This window comes from Paenibacillus sp. AD87, assembly GCF_001659845.1.
Taxonomy (GTDB): Bacteria; Bacillota; Bacilli; order Paenibacillales; family Paenibacillaceae; genus Paenibacillus; species Paenibacillus marchantiae.
Map to the genome: position 1 here is coordinate 1,517,374 of NZ_LXQN01000007.1, position 24,370 is coordinate 1,541,743.

24 protein-coding genes and 1 other annotated feature are annotated in these 24,370 nt (G+C 45.9%); of the genes, 16 read left to right on the plus strand and 8 right to left on the minus strand.

Annotation, left to right across the window (positions count from 1 at the left end; translation table 11 throughout):
* Positions 1-62: 62 nt before the first annotated feature.
* From gpAD87_RS06940 to gpAD87_RS06950, 3 genes are all read right to left on the minus strand, one after another.
* Entirely contained in the window at positions 63-986 is a 924-nt protein-coding gene (locus gpAD87_RS06940) for a DMT family transporter (RefSeq protein WP_064637068.1), read from the minus strand.
* Entirely contained in the window at positions 983-1,834 is an 852-nt protein-coding gene (locus tag gpAD87_RS06945; RefSeq protein ID WP_064637070.1) for an AraC family ligand binding domain-containing protein, read from the minus strand. Before gpAD87_RS06945 ends, gpAD87_RS06940 begins: the two co-directional genes overlap by 4 nt.
* Before the next feature lie 204 nt (positions 1,835-2,038).
* Positions 2,039-3,166: an NADH:flavin oxidoreductase gene (locus gpAD87_RS06950; protein WP_231952464.1), complete on the minus strand. Its 1,128-nt coding sequence runs from the start codon at positions 3,164-3,166 to the stop codon at positions 2,039-2,041.
* A gap of 224 nt (positions 3,167-3,390) precedes the next feature.
* Here gpAD87_RS06950 and gpAD87_RS06955 point away from each other — a divergent pair, with 224 nt between their 5' ends.
* Positions 3,391-3,975 (plus strand): TetR/AcrR family transcriptional regulator, encoded by a 585-nt coding sequence (locus gpAD87_RS06955; protein WP_064637074.1) that lies wholly within the window; start codon positions 3,391-3,393, stop codon positions 3,973-3,975.
* A 143-nt stretch (positions 3,976-4,118) separates the two neighbouring features.
* On the opposite strand, the gene gpAD87_RS06960 is transcribed toward gpAD87_RS06955, so the two are convergent.
* Positions 4,119-5,372 carry a cytochrome P450 gene (locus gpAD87_RS06960; RefSeq protein WP_064637076.1) on the minus strand — a complete coding sequence of 418 codons (1,254 nt, stop codon included), beginning with the start codon at positions 5,370-5,372 and terminating at the stop codon, positions 4,119-4,121.
* Between the two features lie 98 nt (positions 5,373-5,470).
* On the opposite strand from gpAD87_RS06960, the gene gpAD87_RS06965 reads away from it, so the two are divergent.
* From gpAD87_RS06965 to tyrS, 8 genes are all read left to right on the plus strand, one after another.
* On the plus strand, positions 5,471-6,628 hold the full coding sequence (locus gpAD87_RS06965; protein ID WP_082935024.1) for a YhgE/Pip domain-containing protein: 1,158 nt from the start codon (positions 5,471-5,473) through the stop codon (positions 6,626-6,628).
* A 23-nt stretch (positions 6,629-6,651) separates the two neighbouring features.
* The gene (locus gpAD87_RS06970; protein ID WP_064637078.1) at positions 6,652-7,245 is read left to right on the plus strand and encodes a PadR family transcriptional regulator; all 594 of its coding nucleotides are present in this window, start codon (positions 6,652-6,654) and stop codon (positions 7,243-7,245) included.
* Between the two features lie 35 nt (positions 7,246-7,280).
* Complete coding sequence (locus tag gpAD87_RS06975) at positions 7,281-7,580, plus strand: Dabb family protein (protein ID WP_064637080.1); 300 nt, start codon at positions 7,281-7,283, stop codon at positions 7,578-7,580.
* A 300-nt stretch (positions 7,581-7,880) separates the two neighbouring features.
* Positions 7,881-9,197: a nucleobase:cation symporter-2 family protein gene (locus gpAD87_RS06980; RefSeq protein WP_063563096.1), complete on the plus strand. Its 1,317-nt coding sequence runs from the start codon at positions 7,881-7,883 to the stop codon at positions 9,195-9,197.
* Positions 9,198-9,801: 604 nt separating this feature from the next.
* Positions 9,802-11,271, plus strand: coding sequence for a protein adenylyltransferase SelO (locus tag gpAD87_RS06990; protein WP_064637083.1), 1,470 nt, complete (start codon positions 9,802-9,804; stop codon positions 11,269-11,271).
* Between the two features lie 66 nt (positions 11,272-11,337).
* Positions 11,338-11,796 (plus strand): Imm63 family immunity protein, encoded by a 459-nt coding sequence (locus gpAD87_RS06995; protein WP_064637085.1) that lies wholly within the window; start codon positions 11,338-11,340, stop codon positions 11,794-11,796.
* A 5-nt stretch (positions 11,797-11,801) separates the two neighbouring features.
* Entirely contained in the window at positions 11,802-12,233 is a 432-nt protein-coding gene (locus gpAD87_RS07000; protein WP_064637090.1) for a DMP19 family protein, read from the plus strand.
* A gap of 117 nt (positions 12,234-12,350) precedes the next feature.
* Positions 12,351-12,572: a binding site (T-box leader), on the plus strand.
* 119 nt (positions 12,573-12,691) lie between these two features.
* Positions 12,692-13,951 carry a tyrosine--tRNA ligase gene (tyrS, locus tag gpAD87_RS07005; RefSeq protein ID WP_063563092.1) on the plus strand — a complete coding sequence of 420 codons (1,260 nt, stop codon included), beginning with the start codon at positions 12,692-12,694 and terminating at the stop codon, positions 13,949-13,951.
* A gap of 153 nt (positions 13,952-14,104) precedes the next feature.
* On the opposite strand, the gene gpAD87_RS07010 is transcribed toward tyrS, so the two are convergent.
* The 4 genes from gpAD87_RS07010 to gpAD87_RS07025 all read right to left on the minus strand — a co-directional run bounded on the left by gpAD87_RS07010 (position 14,105) and on the right by gpAD87_RS07025 (position 16,308).
* Positions 14,105-14,383 carry a YxcD family protein gene (locus gpAD87_RS07010; protein ID WP_024630486.1) on the minus strand — a complete coding sequence of 93 codons (279 nt, stop codon included), beginning with the start codon at positions 14,381-14,383 and terminating at the stop codon, positions 14,105-14,107.
* 5 nt (positions 14,384-14,388) lie between these two features.
* A complete protein-coding gene (locus tag gpAD87_RS07015; RefSeq protein WP_063563091.1) occupies positions 14,389-14,892 on the minus strand; it encodes a hypothetical protein in 504 nt (167 codons plus the stop codon).
* A gap of 99 nt (positions 14,893-14,991) precedes the next feature.
* Complete coding sequence (locus gpAD87_RS07020) at positions 14,992-15,558, minus strand: PadR family transcriptional regulator (RefSeq protein ID WP_063563090.1); 567 nt, start codon at positions 15,556-15,558, stop codon at positions 14,992-14,994.
* 186 nt (positions 15,559-15,744) lie between these two features.
* The gene (locus gpAD87_RS07025) at positions 15,745-16,308 is read right to left on the minus strand and encodes a beta-class carbonic anhydrase (RefSeq protein ID WP_063563089.1); all 564 of its coding nucleotides are present in this window, start codon (positions 16,306-16,308) and stop codon (positions 15,745-15,747) included.
* A 225-nt stretch (positions 16,309-16,533) separates the two neighbouring features.
* On the opposite strand from gpAD87_RS07025, the gene gpAD87_RS07030 reads away from it, so the two are divergent.
* The 7 genes from gpAD87_RS07030 (at position 16,534) to gpAD87_RS07060 (ending at position 24,285) form a co-directional block, all read left to right on the plus strand.
* Positions 16,534-18,048 carry a carboxypeptidase M32 gene (locus gpAD87_RS07030; protein WP_064637092.1) on the plus strand — a complete coding sequence of 505 codons (1,515 nt, stop codon included), beginning with the start codon at positions 16,534-16,536 and terminating at the stop codon, positions 18,046-18,048.
* Between the two features lie 147 nt (positions 18,049-18,195).
* A complete protein-coding gene (locus gpAD87_RS07035) occupies positions 18,196-19,200 on the plus strand; it encodes an ABC transporter substrate-binding protein (RefSeq protein WP_064637094.1) in 1,005 nt (334 codons plus the stop codon).
* 30 nt (positions 19,201-19,230) lie between these two features.
* Positions 19,231-20,025, plus strand: a complete 795-nt coding sequence (locus gpAD87_RS07040) for an ABC transporter ATP-binding protein (protein ID WP_064637096.1) — start codon at positions 19,231-19,233, stop codon at positions 20,023-20,025.
* 38 nt (positions 20,026-20,063) lie between these two features.
* Positions 20,064-20,855: an ABC transporter permease gene (locus tag gpAD87_RS07045; protein ID WP_371121628.1), complete on the plus strand. Its 792-nt coding sequence runs from the start codon at positions 20,064-20,066 to the stop codon at positions 20,853-20,855.
* A 453-nt stretch (positions 20,856-21,308) separates the two neighbouring features.
* Complete coding sequence (locus gpAD87_RS07050; protein ID WP_063563085.1) at positions 21,309-22,286, plus strand: aromatic acid exporter family protein; 978 nt, start codon at positions 21,309-21,311, stop codon at positions 22,284-22,286.
* A gap of 75 nt (positions 22,287-22,361) precedes the next feature.
* The gene (locus gpAD87_RS07055) at positions 22,362-22,922 is read left to right on the plus strand and encodes an outer spore coat protein CotE (RefSeq protein ID WP_053780858.1); all 561 of its coding nucleotides are present in this window, start codon (positions 22,362-22,364) and stop codon (positions 22,920-22,922) included.
* Positions 22,923-23,034: 112 nt separating this feature from the next.
* Positions 23,035-24,285, plus strand: coding sequence for a putative amidoligase domain-containing protein (locus tag gpAD87_RS07060; protein WP_231952465.1), 1,251 nt, complete (start codon positions 23,035-23,037; stop codon positions 24,283-24,285).
* Positions 24,286-24,370 lie beyond the last annotated feature (85 nt).

The window sequence follows — 24,370 nt, forward strand, 5'->3', positions numbered from 1 at the left end:
AGAGGCACTAATCCTTTATGGATTAATGCCTCTCTTTGAGTTTTGGACGATGCAACCATATACTATTCAGGTTCTGGCAACCTAATACGGTGGTCTTTTCTGTGTACTTTCTTCTCTGAAATAAATGATCCGAGCAACGTTAATAGAGCTCCGAGCAGCGTTATCCAGGTAATCCGTTCATGTAGAATCAGTGCAGAAGCGACGACAGTAATGACAGGTACCAAATAAATGTACACACTTGTTTTGACGGCTCCCAGCAGACTCACTGCCCGGTTCCAGGTTACAAAACATAAGGCTGAGGCACCCAGTCCGAGAAAGAGAAGGTTCGAGAGGTTGGTCATGTTGGCGAAGCTCCCAAGATCGAAGTGGAATTCGAACAGGAACAAAGCCGGCAGCATGAATAATAGTCCATAAAAGAATACTTTGCGTGTAGCACCGATGGTGTGATAGGGAAGTTCACCTATTTTGCGCATGAGTACAGAGTAGATCGCCCACACAGCAGGTGCCACGAAAGCGAGCAGATCCCCCAGCGGATTCAGTTGCAGAATGAAACTGCCGTTGAGTCCGATGAGGATGATGCCAGACAAGGAAATGGCGAAGCCCACGATAAACCGCTTGTGCAATCTCTCTCCATCCAGAAAGAAATGTGCAAGGACTGCGGTAAAGAAAGGGGCAATCGAAACAATAACACCTACATTGGAAGCTAGGGTGTACACCAGTGCAATATTTTCAATTAGAAAATATAACGTAACCCCGCATAATCCAGCACCGATAAACAGCATTTCTTCTCGGAGTGAGGTAATTCGCATCAACCGCGGATAGATCAGGAATAGCACCACATAGCCAATCACGAATCGGAAAAAGAGAATCTCCACTGGCGTGAAATCGATCAGCAATACCTTGGTAGAGATAAACGTTGTTCCCCAGATCAGGATCGTAAGTAAGGCTAGCAGGTGTCCAGTGGAGATTTTGTTTTGACCTGTCATGACAGGTCATCCGCTGTGCGCTTTGGATCCACTTCATGGTTGAAGATGCGTCTGTATTGCTTGGGCGTCAAGCCAATCAGCTTTTTAAAAAAATTCGTAAAGTGACTCTGGTCACTGAAACCGGTCTGCGCTGCAACCTCAATCGGGAGCTGGCCTTGTTCCAATAGCCGTTTGGCCTGATTGATGCGAATCGTTTCCAGGTAGCGGTAGGGAGATATCCCTTTTTGCCGAGTGAACAAACGCAACAGATGGTACTTGCTCAGCCCTGTTAACTCGACTAATTGGTTCAGCGTAATGCTCTCCATATAATGAGTCTCTATGTACTCGCATATGAGTCTAATCTCGATGGTGACGTCCTGGGCGGAAATGGGCGGTTCGGCATCGGCATATTCTCTCATCAGCTGTTCCAGTAGAAAGAGCAGCAGTTCTTCTTTGTGAAAGTCAGCTTGCTCTTCCAAGATCATCTGATGCAGCTCATGCAAAGAAGTAACATGTTCGCTCTGATAGAGAACAGAGGAAGTAAACCGTGGCAAATAATCTTGTCCGGTAATTTCCAGTACATATTGGCGCATGACCTCAGGTTGAATGTTGATGCAGCGATAATCCAGAGTTCTGCCGTCCACCTGTTCGCAGGCATGGGGATCATGCGGATTAAAAATAATCATGTCTCCAGTGTTCAGGATATATTCTTCGTTATTACATACGAGATGGCGCTTGCCTTGCTCAATAAATCCAATGACGTAATAGTCATGAAAATGATTGGGGAATTTCTGCATAATGCCTTCGAATTGATAGGCTTCGAGCTGTAAATCAGTATCGAACACGACGGTTCGCACTTCGCGAGTCACCTGCTGCACCTTCTTTCTGGTAAGTTAAATGTCATTATAATATGAAAAGAAGGAACTTTCTTGGACGATATTGCTCGCTCTGTTTTGTTCAAACATGTAAAAAACCAAAATACCCGCTGTCCCTAACTAGATGGATGACGAGTATTTTGGTTCAATTATAGCTCATTTAACGGATAACCATATTCATTCGAAACTAAATTAATCTTATAGCAACGTAGCAAGTGCTTCTGGCGAAAAGGCCTGAATTTCATTCACACGGCCATCACGGATTTTCACAGCCCACGCCGGATCAGCCAGTAGTGCGCGTCCAACGGCAACCAGATCAAATTCCTGCTGGTCCAAACGAAGGAGAAGATCATCTAAATCCTTGTGTCCTGCACCTTTACCTTCCGTATAGAGACTTGTAAATTCATCATCCAGACCGACAGAACCCACGGCTATCGTTGGTTTGCCTGTCAGTTTTTTCACCCAGCCGGCAAATCCAAGTTCCGAACCTTCATATTCCGGCTCCCAGAAACGTCGTGTTGAGCAATGGAATATATCGACGCCGGCCTCTACCAACACATTCAGGAATAACTCCAGCTTATCTGGTGTGTCCAGCGGTTTGACGTAATAATCACTCATTTTCCACTGCGACAAACGAATGGCAATCGGGTAATCGGGACCCACGGCAGAACGGATTGCTTGAATAAGTTCGGTGGCGAATTGTGTACGCTTGAGAAGATCACCGCCGTAGCGGTCTGTCCGTGTATTTGTTCTGTCCCAGAAGAATTGGTCAACCAGGTAACCATGTGCTCCTTGAATTTCAATGCCGTCAAACCCAAGCCGTTTGGCATGAACTGCTGCGTCCACAAAAGCCTGAATGATGTTGGCGATTTCTTCGTCTGTCATCGGTTCACCCGTCAGATTTCCCTCGAGATCAATACCCGACGGCCCAATGGATGGAGATTCCGGATGAGGCTGTGATCCCGCTGGACGAGCCATACCCATATGCCAGAGCTGAGGAAAAATCTTTCCCCCGGCTTCATGGACTTGTCTGACGACTTCTGCCCAGCCGTTCAATGCTTCCTCACCATGAAAACGGGGCACGCGCGGTTCTCTGGTTGCCGCCGGATGATCAATGGTTACACCTTCGGTAATAATAAGTCCGACGCCATTTTCGGCACGTCTGCGATAATAAGCCGCTACATCGGTACCCGGTACACCATCGGGTGAGAAAGCCCGACCCATAGCGGGCATAACGATGCGAGATTGCAGGGTTAAGTTATGAATCGTATAAGGTTGAAACAGATTTTCCGTGGATTGAACTTGTTGCTGTTGATGATTACTCAAGTCACACACCTCCATAATAGTGCACCTCCAAGCGGGGTACGAGTGCAATACTATCAATGGAGAGTGGCTGCATCAACCGACGATTTAACCAATGTGTTGCTTAAGCGAAGCGAGCATAATAATGTGGTTTAACCCCGGATTACTTGTTGACATAACAGGAGCTATTTATAATAGGAGCATTAAGAAGTTTGATTACAAGATCGATTAGAAGGGGCACTTTGTATATGTCAGGTGAGTTTTCTCCAAATCCCAATGATCCTCGGGTGATTCGAACCCGTCAATTAATTCAGGATGCGTTTTTTTATCATTTGAATAAAAAGGATTTCTCAGCCATCACGGTTCAGGATATTACGCAAAAGGCGACGATTAACCGGGCCACATTCTATGCCCATTTTGCAGACAAATATGAACTGCTTGAATCCGTTTTGTCCTATGCTTTCCAAGAATATGTGCTCAAACAGATTGATGTAGAGGCACATTTGACAGAAGAGACCCTGAAGCAACTGGTGATCTCGTTATGTAATTATCATGATTCAAGTAACCAATGTATCAAGAAATATGAGTCCGTAGCGCCAATCTTTGAAGAAAACATTAAGGCCCAGTTAGAGAAGCTCGTTCTGGAGCTTGCCATGAGTCAAACAGATGGAGCAGAGCCACCCAAAACATTGGCGTATTTGGCAACTATGTTAAGCTGGTCCATCTATGGGGTGACGTATCGCTGGAATTTGGAGGAGAGACAGGAATCCCCGGCTGAATTGGCTGAGCGAGTGGTGCCATTTATGATGAATGGAGCAGGTTTACTGAATTAACGAACGGTAGAAGGATACAGCATATCTATAAGGATAAGGGTAGAAAGAAAGAGCAGATGAGATCTGCTCTTTTTGTTTTGATTTTATCCATCGAAAATATAGTGAAGATTATCAATTCATAAATGAAATTATGTCAAATGAATTTACGTATATAGCTTCAGCGGAAGGGTCGTTAAAGATTGTCCGGCCGCAGAAGCGGTCAGGTTTTCCTCCAGATTGAATCCTTCCACGGGTTCAATTCTGGTGAAGGTTTTTAGAAATGTGGTCAGTACAATTTTGGCCTCCAGACGCGCCAGTGGTGCCCCCAGACAGAAGTGAGTACCAAAACCAAATGCAAGCTGTTTATTATTGTTCGATCGATGAATATTCAAAGTGAATGGATCTTCGAACATGTTCTCATCCATATTGGCTGCACTCATCCACGCTACAATAGCGTCTCCCTTTTTCAGTTTAACACCAAGCAGATCGTTATCCTCTTTGACCATCCGGTCCATTTTGCTGATGTGAAAGCGATATCTCAGCATTTCCTCTACCGCGGCTGGAACTAGCTCAAGGTTATCCCTGAGTTCGGCATACAATTCCGGTTGATCATACAGAAGGGCATAGAACGAGTTGGCCAGCAGGTTGCTTGTTGTTTCTATGCCAGCACCCAGAATAAACATGGTGGTTCGCACAATCTCTTCATCCGTAAAGTGCTCGCCATCCACTTCCACCTGGATCAAGTCGGATATGATATCCTCTCCCAGATTGGATCTTTTGGACACAACGAAGGGATACAAGTATTTAAAATATTCTTCGCCGGCAATCTTTTTCATTTCGTTAATTTGATCAAAGGTGGCATCGGTAGTGGGCATAAACATGGTGTCCACCCAATCCTTGAACAAATGACGATCTTTGGAGGGAACGCCAAGCAGGTCAGACATGATAATGACAGGAAACATGCTCGTATAAGCTTCAACAATGTCCACTTCTGATTGATTCTCAAATTCTCTAATTAACTCTTCGGCCACAGCCTCTATTCTCGGTTCCCAAAGCTTGAGACTTCTCGGTGTAAACGCACTTGCCAGCAATGATCTCCGCTTGCGATGATCCGGTGGATCTACATTGTGAATATCCAGCTTGTCCGGCATGTGATGCTCGCTGTCCGCACCTTTTTCTTCACTTGAATATCCCACGTTCACAATTGATCTTTTTCTCACACTGGAGAAGTGCTCGTGATCATTAAGCACGGTTTTGACAAGATCATACCTGAATACATGCCAGGAATCGGTCTCTTCATTGTAGATGACAGGTTCCTGATTCAACATGTTGCGATACCAACGGTAGGGACTGAATTCTTCTTCTTTCGATTGGAAATTCGTGATTTCTGACAGAGAAATAATAGAGCTCTTCGTCATTCGTTTCGCCTCCTTGGTTGGTCTCATTGACAAATATAACAAATAAGAGTACTTTAATTCAAGTAGTTTAAATTGAAAAAAACAAGGTGGAGTAAAGAGTGAAGAACATACTGAAGCACGGCGGAGTCAAGGCAGGCATATTCATGATCGTTTTTTATCAGATTGTAATGTTGACCGTTTTTATGTCGGGATATAGCGCAATCCCCAAAAATGTAACCAATCTTACGGTCGCCATTGTCAACGAGGACCAGCAATCCGGTACTGAATTTGTACAAAAATTGCAAGAACAATTGCCATTTAAGGTAGTAACCAACGAATCATTGCAACAGGCAAAGACAGGGCTTGAAGATCGGGATATTCATATGATCATACGTATACCGGGTGATTTTACGGAGAAACTGTCTGAACAAGGCGGTAAAGCTCAGCTCCAGTACCTGATTAATGAATCGAACCCAACAACGATCACCAGTTCAATGAAAAATGTAGCTGCTCAAATCACTGCGCAGATCGGTGCTCAGGTTCAGGCACAGAGCTTCGAGGGTGTGCTGAGCAGTATGCAGGTTCCTGCGGAGCAATCGAAACAGATTGTGGAATCGACCATGGACAAAGTATCATCCGACATCGTTCTGAGCAACCCGCAACCAGCAGGCATGCAAAATCAGATGGCACCGATGTTTATCACCATGGCGCTCTATGTTGGAGCCATGATCTATGCGATGCAAAGCATTGGCGGAATGAAACAACTGCAAGGACAGATGGGGAAATGGAAAGCATTCTTTGCAATGCGAGGAGTCAACCTGCTTGTTTCCATCCTTGCTCCACTTGTAGGGATAGGCATTTATTTTATGGTGCAAGGGTATGGCGTGGAAGCGTTTTTGAAACTGTGGATGGTGCATAGTTTGCAGTTGTTTGTGTCGATTGAGTTTACAAGTATCTTTATCATGCTTCTGGGTCAAGGCGGAATGCTGATCAATATGATATTCGTACTCAGCCAATCCATTGCAAACGGGACGTCCATGTCACCGGAGATGATGCCAGGATATTTCAAATTCGTAAGTCAAATCACACCGATGTTCTATTCAACGCATCTGGATTACAATATTCTCTTCGGTGGGGGACGAACGGTGCATTATGCTATTGGGCTGGCATTGGTTGGTGTGGGAGCCTTTGTTATCAATACAGCCATTCATCATTTCAAAAAAGCCAAGCAAACTAGTACCACACAGGAGTCTGTACAACAGCCCGTTATGATATAAAATAGAAGATATGAGGGTAGGCGATGAAGAAGAAGCTATGCCCTTCGATTAAGCAGAATGGGGGCAGTCACATGTCGATTCAAATATTTATACTCGGTGCACTAAGTGAAGGGAATTATTATCCCTATGATATTAAGAAGCGAATTGGTAAACATCTGGATCAAACGGATGCCAAGATTACCGAAGGCACCATTTATTATAATTTTGAAGTGTTGCTGAAGAAGGGTCTTATTGAGAAGGTAGAAACAATTCAGAGTGAAAATCGACCAGACAAAACGACATATGGAATTACCGAAAAAGGACGTCAGTCCCTTGAACAGAGCATATATAAGGTGTTCCAGAAGTTTACGAATGTACAGTCCTTATACGCTGCGTTGGTCCATTTGGATAAGGTGGATAATCAGAAGATCGCGTATTTGATTGAGGATATTATTGAGAAGATGAATAAGAGGCTGGTATATATTGAATCTCATACACCTCAGGAGATTGATGTGCAGGAGGATCTGAAAGATGCACTGTTGTTGATGCGAGATCACGCGTACCACTCCATTCAGAGCGATATAATCTGGCTTCAGAAACTTCTGCATCATGTTCAGAGCAGAGTATTAAAAAGCTAAATCACTACTCGTTAAAGGAATGAGGTGAAAAGATAATGTATGAACATTTGGTCGCATTCAAATTGAACGATAAAATCACTACGGTCAAACAGCAAGAATTGGTAGCTCAATTGCTCGCGTTACAGGAACAGATTCCTGGAATTGTGGATCTCACCGCAGGTATTAATGTAACAGAGGAGACGGATCATATTCAGGGCTTCACACTTGGCCTGAGAGTGACATTTGAAGATCAGGAAGCGCTGCGTGCTTATGGCCCGCATCCTGCACATCAGGCATTTGTAGCCTGCCTGAATGAGTGGCTGGAGAATGTAATTGTGGTCGATTATTCGATTTGAGTCTGCATATTGTCCATAATATATTATGCATAAGAAGTCGCCATGGCGGTGGCTTTCATATGATCAGGTTAGTCAGAATTTTCTGGCTAGCCTTTTTTATGTGAGATAATATAACAAAAGAAGGAGGTGTTTTCATTCCTTTTTGTACAAAATGCCCAATATATTGAGTTCTCTTTATAACCTGCAACAATTCTATGTGATGGATCATGGAACTTCCCGCAATTGTTTATATAATGTGAATCAACATAACATGATTTTTGCAGCGGTAAAGTGATTCTAAATTACAGGGGGCAGGTAGGGATGAGAGAAACCAAGAGAATGAGGATTTTTTCACTGGGAATTCAGCACGTATTGGCGATGTATGCCGGGGCCATTTTGGTTCCGCTGCTTGTGGGAAGAGCGTTAAACCTGACTGCGGAACAATTGGCGTATCTGGTATCGATTGACCTGTTAACCTGTGGTATCGCGACATGGCTTCAAGCACGTAAAGGTAAGTATTTGGGGATTGGCTTGCCAGCGGTTCTTGGAAGCTCATTTGTTGCTGTGACTCCCATGATTGCGATTGGATCACAATATGGAATTCCGGCCATTTACGGTTCCATCATAGCAGCAGGGATATTCATCGTTATATGTGCTGTTTTCTTTAGTAAAATCGTCAAACTGTTTCCTCCCGTTGTGATTGGAACAGTCGTAACCATTATTGGTCTGGCGTTAATTCCAACGGGCATCAAGAACATGGCAGGTGGAGCAAACAGTGAGAATTTCGGAAGTCTGGACAATCTGGCGCTCTCATTCGGGGTATTGCTCTTCATTCTGGTGCTGAATCGATATGCTCGCGGCTTTGTCAAATCCCTCGCAGTTCTCCTCGGTATTATTGTGGGTACCCTCGTCGCTGCCATCATGGGGAAAGTGAATTTCAGCTCTGTACAGGAAGCCTCTTGGTTTCATTTGCCCCAGCCCTTTTACTTTGGATGGCCTACCTTCGAAATCGGTCCGATCATTACCATGATTATTGTCGGCACAGTTGTCATTATCGAATCTACAGGTGTGTTTATGGCCTTGAGCAAAATCTGTGATCAACCGATTAACGAAAAGGATTTGGCACGAGGATACCGCGCAGAAGGTCTGGCATTTGTACTTGGTGGTATCTTCAATGCTTTTCCGTATAACACATTTGCTCAGAATGTCGGTTTGGTTCAGCTCTCCAAAGTGAAAACGACCAATGTGGTTGTTGCAGCCGGAGGTATTCTGATTTTTCTTGGACTGATCCCCAAAGTTGCGGCATTCGCAACGATTATTCCAAGCGCGGTACTCGGCGGGGCAACGGTTGTTCTGTTCGGCATGGTAGTCTCATCCGGGATTAAAATGCTGCAACATGTGGATTTCAGCAAGCAATCCAATCTGTTAATCGTTGCTTGTTCGGTTTCACTCGGTCTTGGCGTCACGGCTGTGCCGGATCTGTTTGCCCAGCTGCCTCAAAGTATCCGCATTATTGTTGGTGATGGTATTATCACAGGCAGTCTGTGTGCCATCCTGCTCAATGTTTTCTTTAACCTCGGATTTAAAAAAGAGAGTCTGCCCGTACAGCCTGTACAAGCTCAAGAAGCACATACTTAAGATTGTCTTGTAACAGGTATGCGATCTGAATAAATGGAACAGACCCAAGATGTATTGGTTGAGGTGGAATGATCGGAATGACTCCCCTTGCCAATGAACCTCTTGGGTCTTTATTTTGGGTAAACTGCAGAGTACAATTGGATATTTTTACTCAACATACCCCGGAAGCTTTTCACCTGTGATGAGTTCGAAAAGTTTTGCAGATTTCTTCTTAGTTAATTGAACATAAGTAGGTTTATACAGGGTATATTGATTGGAGCTCTCAACCGGTTGTTGAACGATAACCTGATTTCCCTTTGATTGTATGTTGTCCGCTGAACAACCCGTAAGGCACATAAACAAAAGTGTTATAGACCCAATCCAATAGATGTATTTTCTCAATTTGATCACCCCTTGATCTCTAAACGGTGTCCCGGGTATGAAAGTTACAGCAGGATGAATGCAAAAGGGATATAAATATGCTAAAGTTTCATCATGAACATGCTACATGTTCTTTCCGTTGAATTTCCATGCGACTACATAAATGAGCATTGGTTCACAAGGCTAAAATAAAACGAAGGGATATCCTGATATCGCTTGGTTACAGAAAAGGAGTTGTGATCACATGCAACAAGAAACGCTGAAAAAAGGGTGGCACTTCGACAACAGTTATGGACGTTTGCCACAGACCTTTTTTACAAATCAGGGTGCGGTACCTGTTCAATCACCGAAGTTGATCATCTTCAATACATCGCTTGCAGCCAGCCTGGGGCTGAATGCTGAGGCTCTTAACAGTGATGAAGGAGCGGAGGTGTTTACAGGTAACCTGATTCCGGAAGGTGCCGAGCCTCTCGCTCAGGCCTATGCGGGTCATCAATTCGGTAATTTTAACATGCTTGGTGATGGACGGGCTTTGCTGCTGGGAGAACAGATCACGCCACAAGGCGAGCGAGTGGATATCCAGCTGAAAGGTTCGGGAAGAACCCCATATTCTCGCGGAGGCGATGGACGTGCTGCTGTTGGGCCAATGCTGCGTGAATATATTATTAGTGAAGCGATGTATGCACTGGGTATTCCAACAACGCGAAGTCTGGCGGTTGTATCTACTGGAGAAAACATTACACGCGAAACAGAGCGACCTGGTGCAATCCTGACTCGGGTGGCTTCAAGTCATTTACGTGTAGCAACCTTCCAATACGCAGCCAGATGGGGATCGATTGATGAGCTCAGAGCATTGGCTGACTATACACTGAAACGGCATTTTCCCGATATTGCCGAAGCCGATAATCGCTATCTCCAGTTACTTCAGGAAGTCATTCGTCGACAGGCTTCACTTATCGCCAAGTGGCAACAGGTTGGTTTCATTCATGGCGTAATGAATACAGATAATATGGCCATCAGTGGTGAAACCATCGATTATGGGCCGTGTGCGTTTATGGATGCCTACAATCCAGCGACGGTATTTAGCTCCATTGACACGCAAGGTCGGTATGCATATGGAAATCAACCGTATATTGGCGGCTGGAATCTGGCTCGGTTTGCAGAGACGCTTCTGCCACTGCTGCATGAGGATGAAGAACAGGCTGTACAAATCGCTCAGGATGCGATTGCACAATTCTCTGAATTGTATCACCACCACTGGCTCTCGGGAATGCGGAGCAAGCTGGGCTTGTTTAATGAAGAGGCTGAGGATGAAGCGCTAATCAGGGATCTTCTTGAATTGATGGAGAAGCATAGTGCAGATTACACAAATACGTTTCTCTCACTGACCTTTGATACGCTCAACGGAGCTCCTTTATTCGATACTTCAGAGTTTGCGGAGTGGAATGAGCGTCGCCAGGCAAGATTAGGCAGACAGCAGGAAGGGAAAGAAGAATCGCAGCAATTGATGAGAACTAGCAACCCAGCGGTGATTCCTCGTAATCATCGGGTGGAAGAAGCACTGGACCGAGCGGAGAATCACGGAGATCTTAGTGTGATGGAGAAACTTCTTGCTGTTCTTTCAAACCCGTTTGCACATTCTACCGAACAAGCTGAGTACGCGGAACTGCCTACGCAGTGCGATACCTCCTACCGGACTTTCTGTGGAACCTGATTGAAAACTTGTTATGAAGAGGCTGCCATTGGCAGCTTTTTCATTATCATGTCAAAAGGAGATTTTATGTCCAACATACTAAGCAAAACAGAGATTGCAAAAACTCTTTTTCAGTTGCTTGAGCGGACATCCTTCCGCAGGCAGCAGATTGAGGACTATGTTAACCGCTTGTTTGAGAGCTTTAAAGGGGAAGGAGTTCCATATGTAGAGATTGAAAATGATGCATATATAGTTCGTATATACGAGCGTGGCATGGTTATGTTGGAAAAAAGAATGGAACAGACGGAAGAAGTAATCTACTGGCTGCTGGAGGATATCATTTTTACGGCAGCGCATGTGGAATTGCTGAAACGATATGGTGTGGATAATAAACAGACACACTTGAATTACACAAACGCAGTGACGCAAGAATTGACCCAAAGTGTTGAGAAGGCTGTCCAACAGCTTGGAGATCCTTACTTGTATTGGCATCAGACGGGTAAACGGCAAGATCTGGAGAGGCTGGAACCAAGAAAAGAGAGGTGATTGACATGAGTGAACAGGATATTAATGATGTGTGGTATGAATATGCGTTAACCTTTGTGGGGAAAAAGAATGAATCCGCTCAGGGCTGGGCTGCGTTAACAACGAATGAACAGGAAATTGCTGCTTTATGGCTGCTAGAGATGGACGTTTTTAACGGTGGTTTTGTTCAATTTTTCTGCAACTGGGGCGAAGAGGTATACCTATACGCGTTGCAGGCATTACATACCATTGGTGCGACTCAAGTAATGGACATCATAAAGTCAGCATATGGCTGCATTAAGCATTTGGGAGAGGATGAAAGACTTGCTGAACTGTGGGATATTCCTAAGTTTCTAACAGTAGAGGAGGAGCAACATCTTGATGTGCTGGATCAGCAATTTTGGAACAATGAAGATCAGATTGCAAAAAGGCTTATGCTTATTACCACGAGAAGTTGAACATGATGTCTTTATAAACTTTGGCGTAGGCACTCATCTGTTGCTCTATATAAAGATTAAATACTTGGCCTTGCAATGATATTAACGTTCGGCTATACTGGCTATAAATTGAATACATGAATTACGTTGATAGAGCGCAGTAGCGGCTTTGTCCCTGTTACAGAAAGTCAGGGGTTGATGGAACCTGATACATACAAGGGCTGCGAATTACACTCTGGAGTACTTGGGTAATGCCAAGCGGAATGGCAAACGATATTTTGCTGAAAGCGGTATGGACAGCGTGTGAGTTGTTGTCTGTGCAAGTTGGGTGGTACCACGGTTATGATAATCGTCCCTATGTCTATTGAAGACAAGGCGGCGATTTTTTTGTGTCCAAAAAAGCCTCGCCCGGCTTAGCTCCTTGTGAATTAACGTAGATCATGGCCTAATACCAATGCATAGAGAAGGGGTTGTTTGTTTTGAATATTATTGATGAACTGGAATGGCGCGACGCCATTAATCAACAGACAGATGCGGAGGGTCTGCGTGAGCTGACAGAGACCACGTCGGTTTCATTGTATTGCGGAGTTGACCCTACAGGAGACAGCATGCACATCGGACATTTGATTCCGTTCATGATGCTGAAACGTTTCCAACTCGCTGGGCACCGTCCAGTCATTCTAATTGGTGGGGCAACAGGAACGATTGGTGATCCAAGTGGTCGTCAATCGGAACGTTCCCTGCAAACGTTGGAAGAGGTCCAAGCCAATGTAGATGCTCTGACTGCACAAATGAAAAAGCTTTTCGTAACGGATGGCGACAATCAGGTACGTATGGTCAATAACTACGACTGGACACACAAAATCAATGTGATTGAATTTTTGCGTGACTACGGTAAGAACTTTAACCTCAACACGATGCTAGCCAAAGATGTGGTTGCGAGCAGACTGGAAGATGGAATTTCGTTTACCGAGTTCTCCTACCAGATTCTCCAATCGCTCGATTACCTGCACCTGTTCCAACATGAGGATGTACAGCTGCAAATCGGCGGTTCCGATCAATGGGGCAACATTACAAGCGGTCTGGACCTGATCCGTAAAAAAGAAGGGCCAGAAGCTAAAGCTTACGGTCTGACGATCCCGCTGATGCTCAAATCCGACGGAACGAAATTCGGTAAATCCGCAGGCGGGTCCATCTGGCTTGATGCGAATAAGACGACTCCATTCGAATTCTACCAGTTCTGGGCGAACACGGATGACCGTGATGTAATCAAATACCTGAAATACTTCACATTCCTAAGCAAAGAAGAAATTGAAGCTTTGGCTGAAAAGGTAGAAACGGAGCCCCACAAGCGTGAAGCACAAAAGGCACTCGCTGAAGAAATGACGAAATTTGTTCACGGCGACGACATGCTGGAGCAGGCGAAACGCATTACCGCAGCACTCTTCAGCGGAGACATTCGTTCCCTTACAGCTGACGAAATCGAGCAGGGCTTTAAAGAAATGCCGACCTTCGAAACCGATGGTGAAGCAAAAAATATTGTAGACTGGCTCGTGGATCTTGGCCTGGAGCCATCCAAACGTCAGGCGCGTGAGGATGTCACCAAAGGGGCCATTTCCATGAATGGTGAGAAAGTTACGGAACTGGAATTCACGGTCTCTGCAGAGCACGCAATCGGTGGTAAATTCATCATTATCCGTAAAGGCAAGAAAAACTACAGTCTGGTGAAATTGAAGTAGCCATAAGATTACATTATGAATCTTGGGAAGGTAGATGCAAAGGTTTCATCTTCCCAAGGAACACAAAAAAAGGACCGTCTCCAATCATGTCAATGACATCATGGAGACAGTCCTTTTTATATTCCATCCGCAAATGGCTTATTAGTTATTCATTTATTGATTCACAATCGCTGTGATCTCTTCATCCAGATCCAGTCTTACATTCTCACGGTAAGCCCGAATGTCGTATTCACTGTGCAGGTAGCGCAGGATCGCTTCAATCATGTTGGATTCGACCAGATACTGACTGCGGCCTTGAATCCAGACTTCTGCGGAATATCCCGTATCTTCTTCCCAGCTCAGTTCCACATTGACATCGGTTGGGCGAACACCCTTGCGTTCAGCCATGTGAATACAGATCGCGTTGACAATTTCATCCATGCTTAGAACCATAGAGATTAGTACCGTCCGTTTCTGTTACGGTCATCATCATCACGATCATTTTTGCGGTCATAACGACCATCTGCTGCTGGTTTACGGCGATTCGTAATGGCTCTGAATAGAGCCATCGCGAGCATCACGATCAGCATAATTGCAGCTACGTTTACGAGCAATCCAAGAATGTTACCCAGAGCGCCCATGCCACCGAACAATCCGCCGAACATCATACCAGCAAGACCGCCCAGCATCATACCTTTCATAAATCCACCGCCACCGCCGAAGAATCCGCCACGGTTCGTTGTAGCTGCTCCATTGGAGTTATTATTCGTATTAGATTTGCTCACATTGCTGTTGGAATCGGATTTCTTAGGTGTGTTGGTATAGCTTTTTGTTCCCGATTTGAAACCGCCACCACGTCTAGCATCAGCAGAATCCGGATTCGCAACTCCAACTGTTGCAAACAGTAATGTAAAGGCCATGAAAACCATCATGAGATGTTTAATTCCGAATTTTTTCTTCATTGTAAAGATCGTAACCCCCCGATTAATTTGTTTGATTCGCCCAAAAATGGGCCTTACTCAAGTAATACGGTCAACTTACAGGAACGTTTCAAATTTTGTTTATTTTTCTGAAATACTTGGACAAGGGTCCTGAATTGCCGCCTGACCATCGAGTAATTGGGTTACCCAGTTACACCATTCGATGCCCGTTTGTGCGTTCATTAACCCTTTTTGTACCAGAATGTAACTTCCGAATTCCCGACTGCCTACTCGCAAATTATCCTGAGGTATACGGGATTTCAAATCCTCGAAATAACGGATGCGTTCCATGAACCAGTTTTTGCGCTCATTCAGAATGCGTCTCATGCTTCCGTCTTCCGCAATGCCGACACATAAAATACGCAGGTTGAACTCGTCGCGCGTAACCGGAGCGGTAACGGGAGTGATCATCCATCCCAGCAGTTTTTCAATACCTTTTTCCGTGACTGCATACATTTTTTTGTCCGGTTTGTCAGACTGTTGCACCCAGCGGGAGGCTAAAAGCTCATCGTTTTCCATTTTGGAGAGGAGCGGATAGATCTGACTGTGTTTAGCCTGCCAATGAGGCTGGATCTTCAGCATTAGATCATAACCTGATGACTCCTCGCGGGTAAGAAGCCCGAGCAATCCGTAGGAAAGTATGTTCATGCACATGTCTCCTTAATATTAGGGCTGGGCCAGCAAAAACAATGTAAATTGCTTTCTTTGACCGCTTTCATAAAAGTGTACACTGAAACTGTATGGTTTGACAACCTGACAGAACAACTGCCTCAATTTAGACAAAAAAAGAGTGCGGACCCTGAGGTCCGCACCCAAAACCATTTAGAGAGATGTCTATTGCCCATACCCATCTGCGACAAGATCAAGTTCACCTGTGTAGGAGTCGATGACCATGCCGTGAACGGGTACAGTAGGTGGAAGCAATGGATGTTTCTTGATCACTTCCACAGTATGTTTTACCCCTTCTTCAACGCTGTCAAACCCGCGTAGCCACTTTTGTAAACGTATGCCGGAGTTCTCCAGTGTGCTCATGACTTCCTCAGATACACCCCGTTCAACCATATGTCCAATCATGGTCTCTGCGTGTAGGGAAGCCATACCGCATTCCGTGTGTCCAACAACCAGTACTTCGTCGGCACCAAGCTCATAGATGGCGACGAGAACACTACGCATAACAGACCCGAAAGGTTGAGAAATGATTGCGCCAGCGTTTTTGATGATTTTCACATCGCCATTCTTCAGGTTCATGGCCTTGGGCAGCATTTCCACCAGACGAGTGTCCATACAAGTGATGATGACCATCTTTTTGGTTGGAAACTTGCCTGCCGTATACTTTTCGTATTCTTTAGTCTCGACAAATGATTTGTTGTAAGCCAGAATCTCTTGAATGTTGTTCATGTCTATTGCCTCCTGTTATCCAATACGATGAGCACGGCCACTTGCATCAAATGCAGCTTGTCCTACGCCCTTTGGTATTTTTATTATACCACGGTCAGCAAATTGCATTATTCCTCGGTTTGGAGGAATAATGCAATTTGCATCTGTTAAAAGTTGATTATACGCATTGCAAAAAGTATCATCAATAGGGAAACCAACATTTTTTTGAAGAGGTGAACGTTAACAATGGAACAACACACACAGGAACAGCTGGAATCCTTCCGTAATCTGGCTCGCAAAATCAAGAGTTATCATGAAGCCATTGGTTTGCTTCACTGGGATCTGCGCACAGGTGCGCCCAAAAAAGGTGTCCCGACACGTTCGGAAACACTGGGAATGCTGTCAACCGAAGCATTCAAACTGCAAACCTCAGCTGAGATGAAATCCTACCTGGATACATTAACAAATCCAGCCGTGCTGGAACAGCTGGAAGATATCGACCGTCGTCAGGTGGAAGATTGCCAGAAAGAATATAATCGCAGTCAGTCCGTACCACCAGAAAAAGTACAAGCGTATACCGTACTTACCGCAAAATCAGAAACGGCTTGGGAAGATGCCAAGCATAACAGTGATTTTGCAGGTTTTTCGCCCTACCTCACCGATATTGTGAAGCTCAAACAAGAGTTCATTGACTATTGGGGTGTGAAAGATACTCGTTATGATACCCTTCTGGACATGTATGAACCGGAACTGACTGTAGAAAAGGTGGATGCGGTATTTGCCCGTCTCAAAGCCCGTTTGGTTCCGCTGCAAGAGAAGATCAATGCTTCGGCGAACAAGCCGAACACGGAGTTCTTGAACCAGCTGTTTGACAAGGATCAACAGGAGAAATTCAGTCTGTTTATTCTGGGACAAATGGGTTATGACTTTGAAGCCGGAAGACTCGATGAGAGTGTTCATCCGTTCGCAACGGGCCTGAATCCAGGTGATGTGCGGATCACGACGAATTATTTGCAGGATGATGTGACGAGTGCGGTCTTCAGTTCACTACACGAAGGCGGACACGCTCTGTATGAGCAAAATATTGACGATAGCCTGGCTGGTACTCTTCTTGCCGAAGGAACGTCCATGGGTATCCACGAATCCCAGTCGCGTCTTTGGGAAAATATGATTGGCCGCAGTCTTGCATTCTGGACGCGTTATTATAAAGATTTGCAACAGCACTTCCCTCAATTAAACGAGGTTGAGCTGGAAGACTTTTACCGGGCAATTAACCGGGTTGAAAGCTCTCTGATCCGGATTGAAGCTGATGAGCTGACGTACAATCTGCACATCATCATTCGTTATGAAATTGAGAAAATGCTGTTTAACGAAGGTCTGGAAGTCAAGGACCTGCCGGAGACCTGGAATGCAAAATACAAGGAATATCTTGGCATTGTGCCGCCGAATGATGGTATGGGTGTGCTTCAGGATGTTCACTGGTCGGGTGGTGACTTTGGTTACTTTGCTTCTTACTCGCTCGGCAATATGTATGCTGCACAGATTCTACATACATTGCGCAAAGAAATGCCTGAGTTCGATGCCCATATTGCCGAAGGTAACCTGATTCCCATCAAGGAATGGTTGACTGACAAAATTTATCGTTATGGCAAAAGCCGTACACCTTCCGAACTGATTGTGGCCGTAACGGGTGAAGAGTTGAATCCGGACTATTTGGCCGATTATCTGGAAGCGAAATATACTGAGATTTACAAGCTGTAGTACAGCTATAACATCATTATCTAATTTTTGAAGAGCGGGGCATCTTTGCCCGGCTCTTCTTTTGCATGCAAGTTCTTAACCTTTTGCTGGGCATCAGCATATCCATAATAGAGAGAACAGCTGAAACCAGTGAAGGAGGGAAATATCATGAAATACACGCCCTGGTTCATCCGGGCCATCGTCATTTTGCTCATTATCATCGTGGCTCTCACCAGCTGCAATAAAGATAAGGATAAAACCAAAATTACGATTGGTGAGGTCACGCGTTCTGTGTTTTACGCACCTGAATATGTGGCCGTGGCCCAAGGTTTTTTTGAGGAACAGGGGCTTGAAGTGGACATTCAGACGACGGCTGGTGGAGACAAAACGATGGCTGCATTGCTTGCAGGCTCAGTAGATATCGCATTGGTCGGAGCAGAGACGTCTATTTATGTCTATCAACAAGGCGCAGAAGATCCAGTCATTAACTTTGCCCAGCTTACACAGACGGATGGAACGTTTCTGTTTGCCCGCAATCCCGAAGGTGACTTCAATTGGGATCAACTGAACCAGAGTACATTTCTCGGACAAAGAAAAGGCGGCATGCCTCAAATGGCAGGCGAGTTCACGCTGAAAAAACATGGCATTGATCCGCAGAATGATCTGGAATTGATTCAGAATGTGGATTTTGCCAACATTGCTTCTGCATTTGCTTCAGGTACGGGGGATTATGTGCAGCTGTTTGAACCTCAGGCGTCCATCTTTGAAAAAGAGGGTCGCGGCAAGGTTGTAGCCTCGTTTGGAACGGAAAGTGGCCATCTGCCTTATACGGTCTTCATGACCAAACAAAGCTATATCAATGACAACAAGGACATCGTTCAGAAGTTCACTAACGGCTTGCACAAAGCACAAGCTTGGGTGGATTCCCACACCGCTGAAGAGATCGCTGAAGTCATCAAGCCTTATTTCAAAGATATTGATCCAGCCATTCTGGTAAGCAGTGTGAACCGTTACAAGGAACAGGGCACATATGCAACCGATCCCATCATTGATGAGGACGAATGGAATAACTTGCTGGACGTCATGAGTGCTGCGGGAGAACTGAAACAGCGTGTGGATTCTCAAACGATTGTTGATAATTCCTATGCAGAACAAGCAGCATCAGCGAAGTAACCAGGTATTCAGGAAAGGACGTGAGCATGTATGCCTGAATCCGAAACGGTGATCAGACTGGAAGGGATTTCGCAAGTCTATGTCAGCGAGCGTGAAGCATCTCTGGTTATCGAAAATTTGAATCTTCAGGTCGAGCAAGGAGAGTTCGTTAGTCTTGTTGGCCCAAGCGGATGTGGTAAAACGACATTGCTGTCGATCATCGCCGGGCTGCTCACACCGACCGCAGGCGAGGTCAAGGTTAAAGGTAAACGCATCGAAGGTCCGTCTGCCCAGATTGGCTATATGTTGCAACAGGATTATCTGTTTCCATGGCGTACCATTTTGGATAATGTCCTGATCGGACTTGAATTGACAGGTGGGCTCAATGACGAGAGTCGCGAGCGCACACGTGAGCTGCTGGCAGGTATGGGTCTAGCTGGAACCGAAAGCCAGTATCCTTCCGAGTTATCCGGGGGCATGAGGCAACGGGTGGCTTTGGTACGTACACTAGCTACGGATCCGGGAATACTGTTGCTGGATGAACCCTTTTCCGCACTTGATTATCAAACCAAGCTGCAGCTGGAGGATCTGGTCTCAGACACACTGAAGAAATCCGGCAAAACTTCGGTGCTTGTCACCCATGATCTGTCCGAAGCTATTGCCGTCAGTGACCGCGTCATCGTGCTTGATCGTAATCCGGGGCGCATTCGGAAGGAGTTTATCATTCCCGAAGATCTGCGGAACGCACAGCCTTTTCACGCGAGGGAGCAGCCAGGGTTCAATGAGCTGTTTCAGGCGTTATGGAGTGAATTGGATCAGTCCGGTGGAGGTGAGAAGAACGGGTGAATCAGACGAACCAGAAGCAGGAAATGCGTGATGATTGGATGAGACAGCTGCACCAAAGTCATATTCAGCAGGTTGCCAGATGGCGACATAAAGTGCTGGCGGTGCAGCTGTCCATGTTGGTGTTTATGTTTTTGCTGTGGGAACTGGCGGGAAGGCTGCGCTGGATTGATGTGCTTTTGTTCAGTTATCCCAGCAAAATTTTCAATCAGATCTGGAAGGACATCGTCAGTGGAGAACTATGGGCGCATGTTGGGGTAACCGTAGGGGAAACGGCAGTCGGCTTTTTGCTGGGGACACTCGTCGGAACACTGCTTGCGGTTCTGATCTGGTGGTCTCCTTTTTTGTCCAAAGTGCTTGATCCTTATATGGTTGTGTTCAACAGCATGCCCAAAGTAGCGCTGGGTCCAATCTTTATCGTCATGTTTGGTGCAGGATTTACGGCCATTGTCATGACGACTTTGTCAATCACGGTCATTATTACTACACTTGTCGTGTATAACAGTTTTAATGAAGTAGATCAGAACTATATAAAGGTTATCCGTACGTTTGGTGGCGATCGCTCCGAGATTTTCAGCAAAGTCGTATTACCTGCTTCTTTTCCTGCCATTGTCTCTACCTTAAAAGTAAACGTGGGCATGGCCTGGGTCGGTGTAATCGTGGGTGAATTTCTGGTCGCCAAGCAGGGATTGGGCTATCTGATCATCTACGGATTTCAAGTGTTTAACTTTACCCTTGTTTTATCGAGCCTGTTGATTATTGCGGCTGTAGCTACAGCGATGTACCAGCTCGTTGTATATGTAGAACGCAAGCTGCTGGCAGGACGCAGGTAATTCTGCAAAACATGCGTGTGCAAAATAGAATGCTTCATGATATGTATACAATTTCACAAGAGGTGTCACGTTGCCCGAACCCGAAAAATCAAGTACCATACTATTACGAATATTCCGCGCAGTCCGGAATGAATGCGACGATTGGAGAAGAGGGCCTAGAGGCTTCTGTCGCATCAATCAAATTGCCAGCGTCCCTCATCCGGGGCGCGTTATTGAGACCGACATGCATATGCATGTCGGTTGATGCCGTTTATGACTGTAGCAGCGAATTCCGATATGCGGTTCTTCCTGAATGATTCTTTTGATTAGATAAGAAATGGTTTTTGGCAGGATGTGTAATACTAGGGATATGATATATGACGATACACGCTGTCAGGCATTGGACAAGCGCTCACTTGGATAGGTATGGCTCGCTGGCTTTGACATTTTTGCAGCTTAGAGGAGAGGGAGTTAATGGGTTTTAGGGTAATTAAAACCGCAATAGCCGCGCTGATGGCCGTGCTGATTGCGGACTGGTGCGGCTTGCCCGGACCAACATCGGCGGGCTTGTTAGCCATACTCGGCGTTGATGTGACACGGAAAAGAAGTATTCGCACCATATCTGCGAGATTTTTCGCTTCCGTAGTGGGACTTTTATTTGCAAGTGTACTTTTTCACTTTCTTGGCTTCCATTATTGGGTGCTGGCGTTCTACATACTAATTGCATTTCCGGTTATCGTTCGGGCCGGATTCAAGGAAGGCATTGTGACGGGTTCTGTCGTGGTGTTCCGGGTATTTGGCGGCGGTGAAATGGACGTACATGTGGTTTTGGTCCAAATTGGGCTGTTGCTGATTGGTCTCGGTTCCGCGATGGTTGTCAATCTGGCGTATATGCCGGCTGCGGACCCGCAGATGCTGCGTATTCGCAAAAGAATTGATGAGTTATTCTCGGTTATCTTTAAGGAGTTTGCAGCTACGCTACGTAATCCGAATGAAGTGTGGGCAGGGAAAGAACTGATCGAAGCTGACAAAGCTGTACTGGGCGGCATTGAAGCAGCCAAACGTTCATTGGAGAATCAGGTCATCCATCCGAACGAGGGATGGAGTGTTTACTTTTATATGCGCAAAACGCAATTGGATTCCATCCAGCATATGATGCATCTGGTATCCCAGATCTATCAGAAGATGCCGCATGCGGAAATGGTATCGGAGCTGTTCGACCAGCTCAGTCAGGATGTGCTCACTGAATCTTACACCGGACGTACAGAAAAACTTCTCGCAGATGTGCAAGAAGAATTCAAGCGAATGGAGTTGCCGGATACAAGGGAAGAATTCGAGATTCGTTCAGCTATTCTCCAGCTGTGCCGGGAACTCGCGCTGTATCTGAAAATAGCCAAGAAGGACAAAGCTCCGTCTCCGGTATCGGACCGGTCCCAATCTACAAATGAATAATAGAAAATAGTTGTCACCCTAGACGGATGCCCTGCATACACTTGTAAAGAATGATTGTATGGAGGAGGTTTAAAGATGTCATTGAGTCATAAACATCAATGTAGAGAGATCATCACGAAGGCGATCTGCGGGAAAGGTCGTAAGTTCTCTACCGTAACACATACCGTGACTCCGCCACATGGTCCGACCAGTATTTTGGGGGCTTGGATTATCAACCACCAATATGAAGCCGTATCAGCGGGGGACGGAATTGAAGTTATTGGTACTTACGATATCAACATTTGGTATTCCTATGACAAAAATTCACAGACGGATGTAGCCAAAGAAACGGTGTCGTATGTAGAACATGTGCCTTTGTCCTATCTGGACCCGAAACACCGGGCCGCCACTGTAGAGGTATCTGCGGATGCAACGCAGGAACCGAGCTGTGTGGAAGCCACGGTGTCGGCAGGTGGAGGCAGCGTAATTATCCGGGTAGAACGGGAATTCGCTGTTGAACTGGTCGCCGAGACCAAAGTTTGTGTGAAAGTGTGCACGGATGGCTGTGGAGATTATGAAGACAAGGATTATGACTTCGGTAGTGGTGATGGAGATTATGACGATCTCGATCCCGACCTGCTTGACGATGAGCTGTAAGCTCAGCGATCTGGATTCATAAACTTAAGGTATCATATGCGCCGCAAGCGGCAGTGAAGAGGGCGTAAGCCCTCTTTTTTCATTTTGGGCGAGAATTGGGAGGAGGGACAGGATGAATGTGATAGATGAGGCCGAGGAGGCGGTGCGCCGATATGAACGCATGCTCCCTCGTGAACGAGCAGATCGCCTGAAACGATCCGGGATTGAAGTGCTGGCTTCGCAGGACAGGCGTGACCGGGAGTTGGGTCTGCGTGTACGTTATGATGTAGAGATATGCTGTCTTCAAGCGATTCGCATCAAACGTAGGGACACCAGTGGCATGGGTGGAGCGCAAGAAAGTGTGCTGGATCGTGAAGCAGCATCAACGTTATTCAAACGTATTGAACGGCTTGCCACCAAAACATTGTATACGGTTGGACTGGACCACGGCGCTGTAAGACTGGAAGCATCAGGAAAGAGCGGTTGTTCTGTCATCTCGATTGACCCAAGGCCATGGAAGGGCATGACAGATCTCTCTGCCATGTACCGTGCAGGCTGGAAACAGCTTCAGTCCGAACTGGATGAAGAGCGGCATTGTAATGCAGCCCCCATACTTGGAATGGACCCTGAATTTCTACTTGTACAAATGCCAGAATCCAAAATCGTGCCCGCCTCTAGATTTCTCGAACGAACAGGCGTAGCCGGCTGTGATTCCGTGACGATCGGTGGACGACGAATATATCCGGTAGCCGAACTGCGACCCGCTCCCAGCTCTGAGCCGCGCGAACTGCTGGCTCATCTGATGAGAGCCTTTGCGGCCGCATCTCGTAGTATTAGTGATCACTCGCTGATCTGGCAGGCAGGGGGAATGCCCCAGCGCGGATTGCCGCTCGGCGGACATATCCATTTCAGTGGCGTTACACTAAACGGGGAACTGCTGCGCGCATTTGACAATTATCTAGCATTGCCGCTTGCCGTTCTTCAGGACCCACGAGGTTCAGGCCGGCGTCCACGTTATGGGGCATTGGGTGATTTTCGACTGAAATCTTACGGTGGATTTGAATACCGCACGTTACCCAGTTTTCTGGTATCTCCTCTGGTTGCCAAAGGTGTTGTTGCTCTAGCTGGTCTTATCGCGAGAGGTTATCATCAGCTGCGTCAACGTCCTTTGGCGAAGGCTGCTATTCATACTGCTTTTTATGAAGGAAACCGTGAGGTAATGCAGGCGCATATTCCGGCACTGCTGGATGACCTGACGCAAATGGACGGTTATGAGCGTTATGAACGTTACGCCGCTCCATTAATTAGCCAGCTAAGACAGGGTAGAACATGGGACGAGAGTCGGGATATACGTAAACTCTGGAATATTCGAGCAGGTTCATGAAGAGTGGACACTTTTTTGGTATAATGAGAAATAAGTCGATTTTGATCATCGTTACGGAAGAAATGGAACAGCAACCTGTGAGGGA

Excerpts from the sequence above, each read along its gene's own strand:
- gpAD87_RS06940 (WP_064637068.1), bottom strand. The coding sequence starts at position 986 with ATGACAGGTCAAAACAAAATCTCCACTGGACACCTGCTAGCCTTACTT.
- gpAD87_RS07015 (WP_063563091.1), bottom strand. The coding sequence starts at position 14,892 with ATGAAGAAAAAATTCGGAATTAAACATCTCATGATGGTTTTCATGGCC.
- gpAD87_RS07000 (WP_064637090.1), top strand. The coding sequence starts at position 11,802 with ATGAGTGAACAGGATATTAATGATGTGTGGTATGAATATGCGTTAACC.
- gpAD87_RS06980 (WP_063563096.1), top strand. The coding sequence starts at position 7,881 with ATGAGAGAAACCAAGAGAATGAGGATTTTTTCACTGGGAATTCAGCAC.
- gpAD87_RS07010 (WP_024630486.1), bottom strand. The coding sequence starts at position 14,383 with ATGGTTCTAAGCATGGATGAAATTGTCAACGCGATCTGTATTCACATG.
- gpAD87_RS06995 (WP_064637085.1), top strand. The coding sequence starts at position 11,338 with ATGTCCAACATACTAAGCAAAACAGAGATTGCAAAAACTCTTTTTCAG.
- gpAD87_RS07045 (WP_371121628.1), top strand. The coding sequence starts at position 20,064 with ATGAGACAGCTGCACCAAAGTCATATTCAGCAGGTTGCCAGATGGCGA.
- gpAD87_RS06955 (WP_064637074.1), top strand. The coding sequence starts at position 3,391 with ATGTCAGGTGAGTTTTCTCCAAATCCCAATGATCCTCGGGTGATTCGA.
- gpAD87_RS07025 (WP_063563089.1), bottom strand. The coding sequence starts at position 16,308 with ATGAACAACATTCAAGAGATTCTGGCTTACAACAAATCATTTGTCGAG.
- gpAD87_RS07060 (WP_231952465.1), top strand. The coding sequence starts at position 23,035 with ATGAATGTGATAGATGAGGCCGAGGAGGCGGTGCGCCGATATGAACGC.
- gpAD87_RS06975 (WP_064637080.1), top strand. The coding sequence starts at position 7,281 with ATGTATGAACATTTGGTCGCATTCAAATTGAACGATAAAATCACTACG.
- gpAD87_RS07030 (WP_064637092.1), top strand. The coding sequence starts at position 16,534 with ATGGAACAACACACACAGGAACAGCTGGAATCCTTCCGTAATCTGGCT.
- gpAD87_RS07040 (WP_064637096.1), top strand. The coding sequence starts at position 19,231 with ATGCCTGAATCCGAAACGGTGATCAGACTGGAAGGGATTTCGCAAGTC.
- gpAD87_RS06960 (WP_064637076.1), bottom strand. The coding sequence starts at position 5,372 with ATGACGAAGAGCTCTATTATTTCTCTGTCAGAAATCACGAATTTCCAA.
- gpAD87_RS06970 (WP_064637078.1), top strand. The coding sequence starts at position 6,652 with ATGAAGAAGAAGCTATGCCCTTCGATTAAGCAGAATGGGGGCAGTCAC.
- gpAD87_RS07020 (WP_063563090.1), bottom strand. The coding sequence starts at position 15,558 with ATGAACATACTTTCCTACGGATTGCTCGGGCTTCTTACCCGCGAGGAG.
- gpAD87_RS07055 (WP_053780858.1), top strand. The coding sequence starts at position 22,362 with ATGTCATTGAGTCATAAACATCAATGTAGAGAGATCATCACGAAGGCG.
- gpAD87_RS07035 (WP_064637094.1), top strand. The coding sequence starts at position 18,196 with ATGAAATACACGCCCTGGTTCATCCGGGCCATCGTCATTTTGCTCATT.
- gpAD87_RS06990 (WP_064637083.1), top strand. The coding sequence starts at position 9,802 with ATGCAACAAGAAACGCTGAAAAAAGGGTGGCACTTCGACAACAGTTAT.
- gpAD87_RS07050 (WP_063563085.1), top strand. The coding sequence starts at position 21,309 with ATGGGTTTTAGGGTAATTAAAACCGCAATAGCCGCGCTGATGGCCGTG.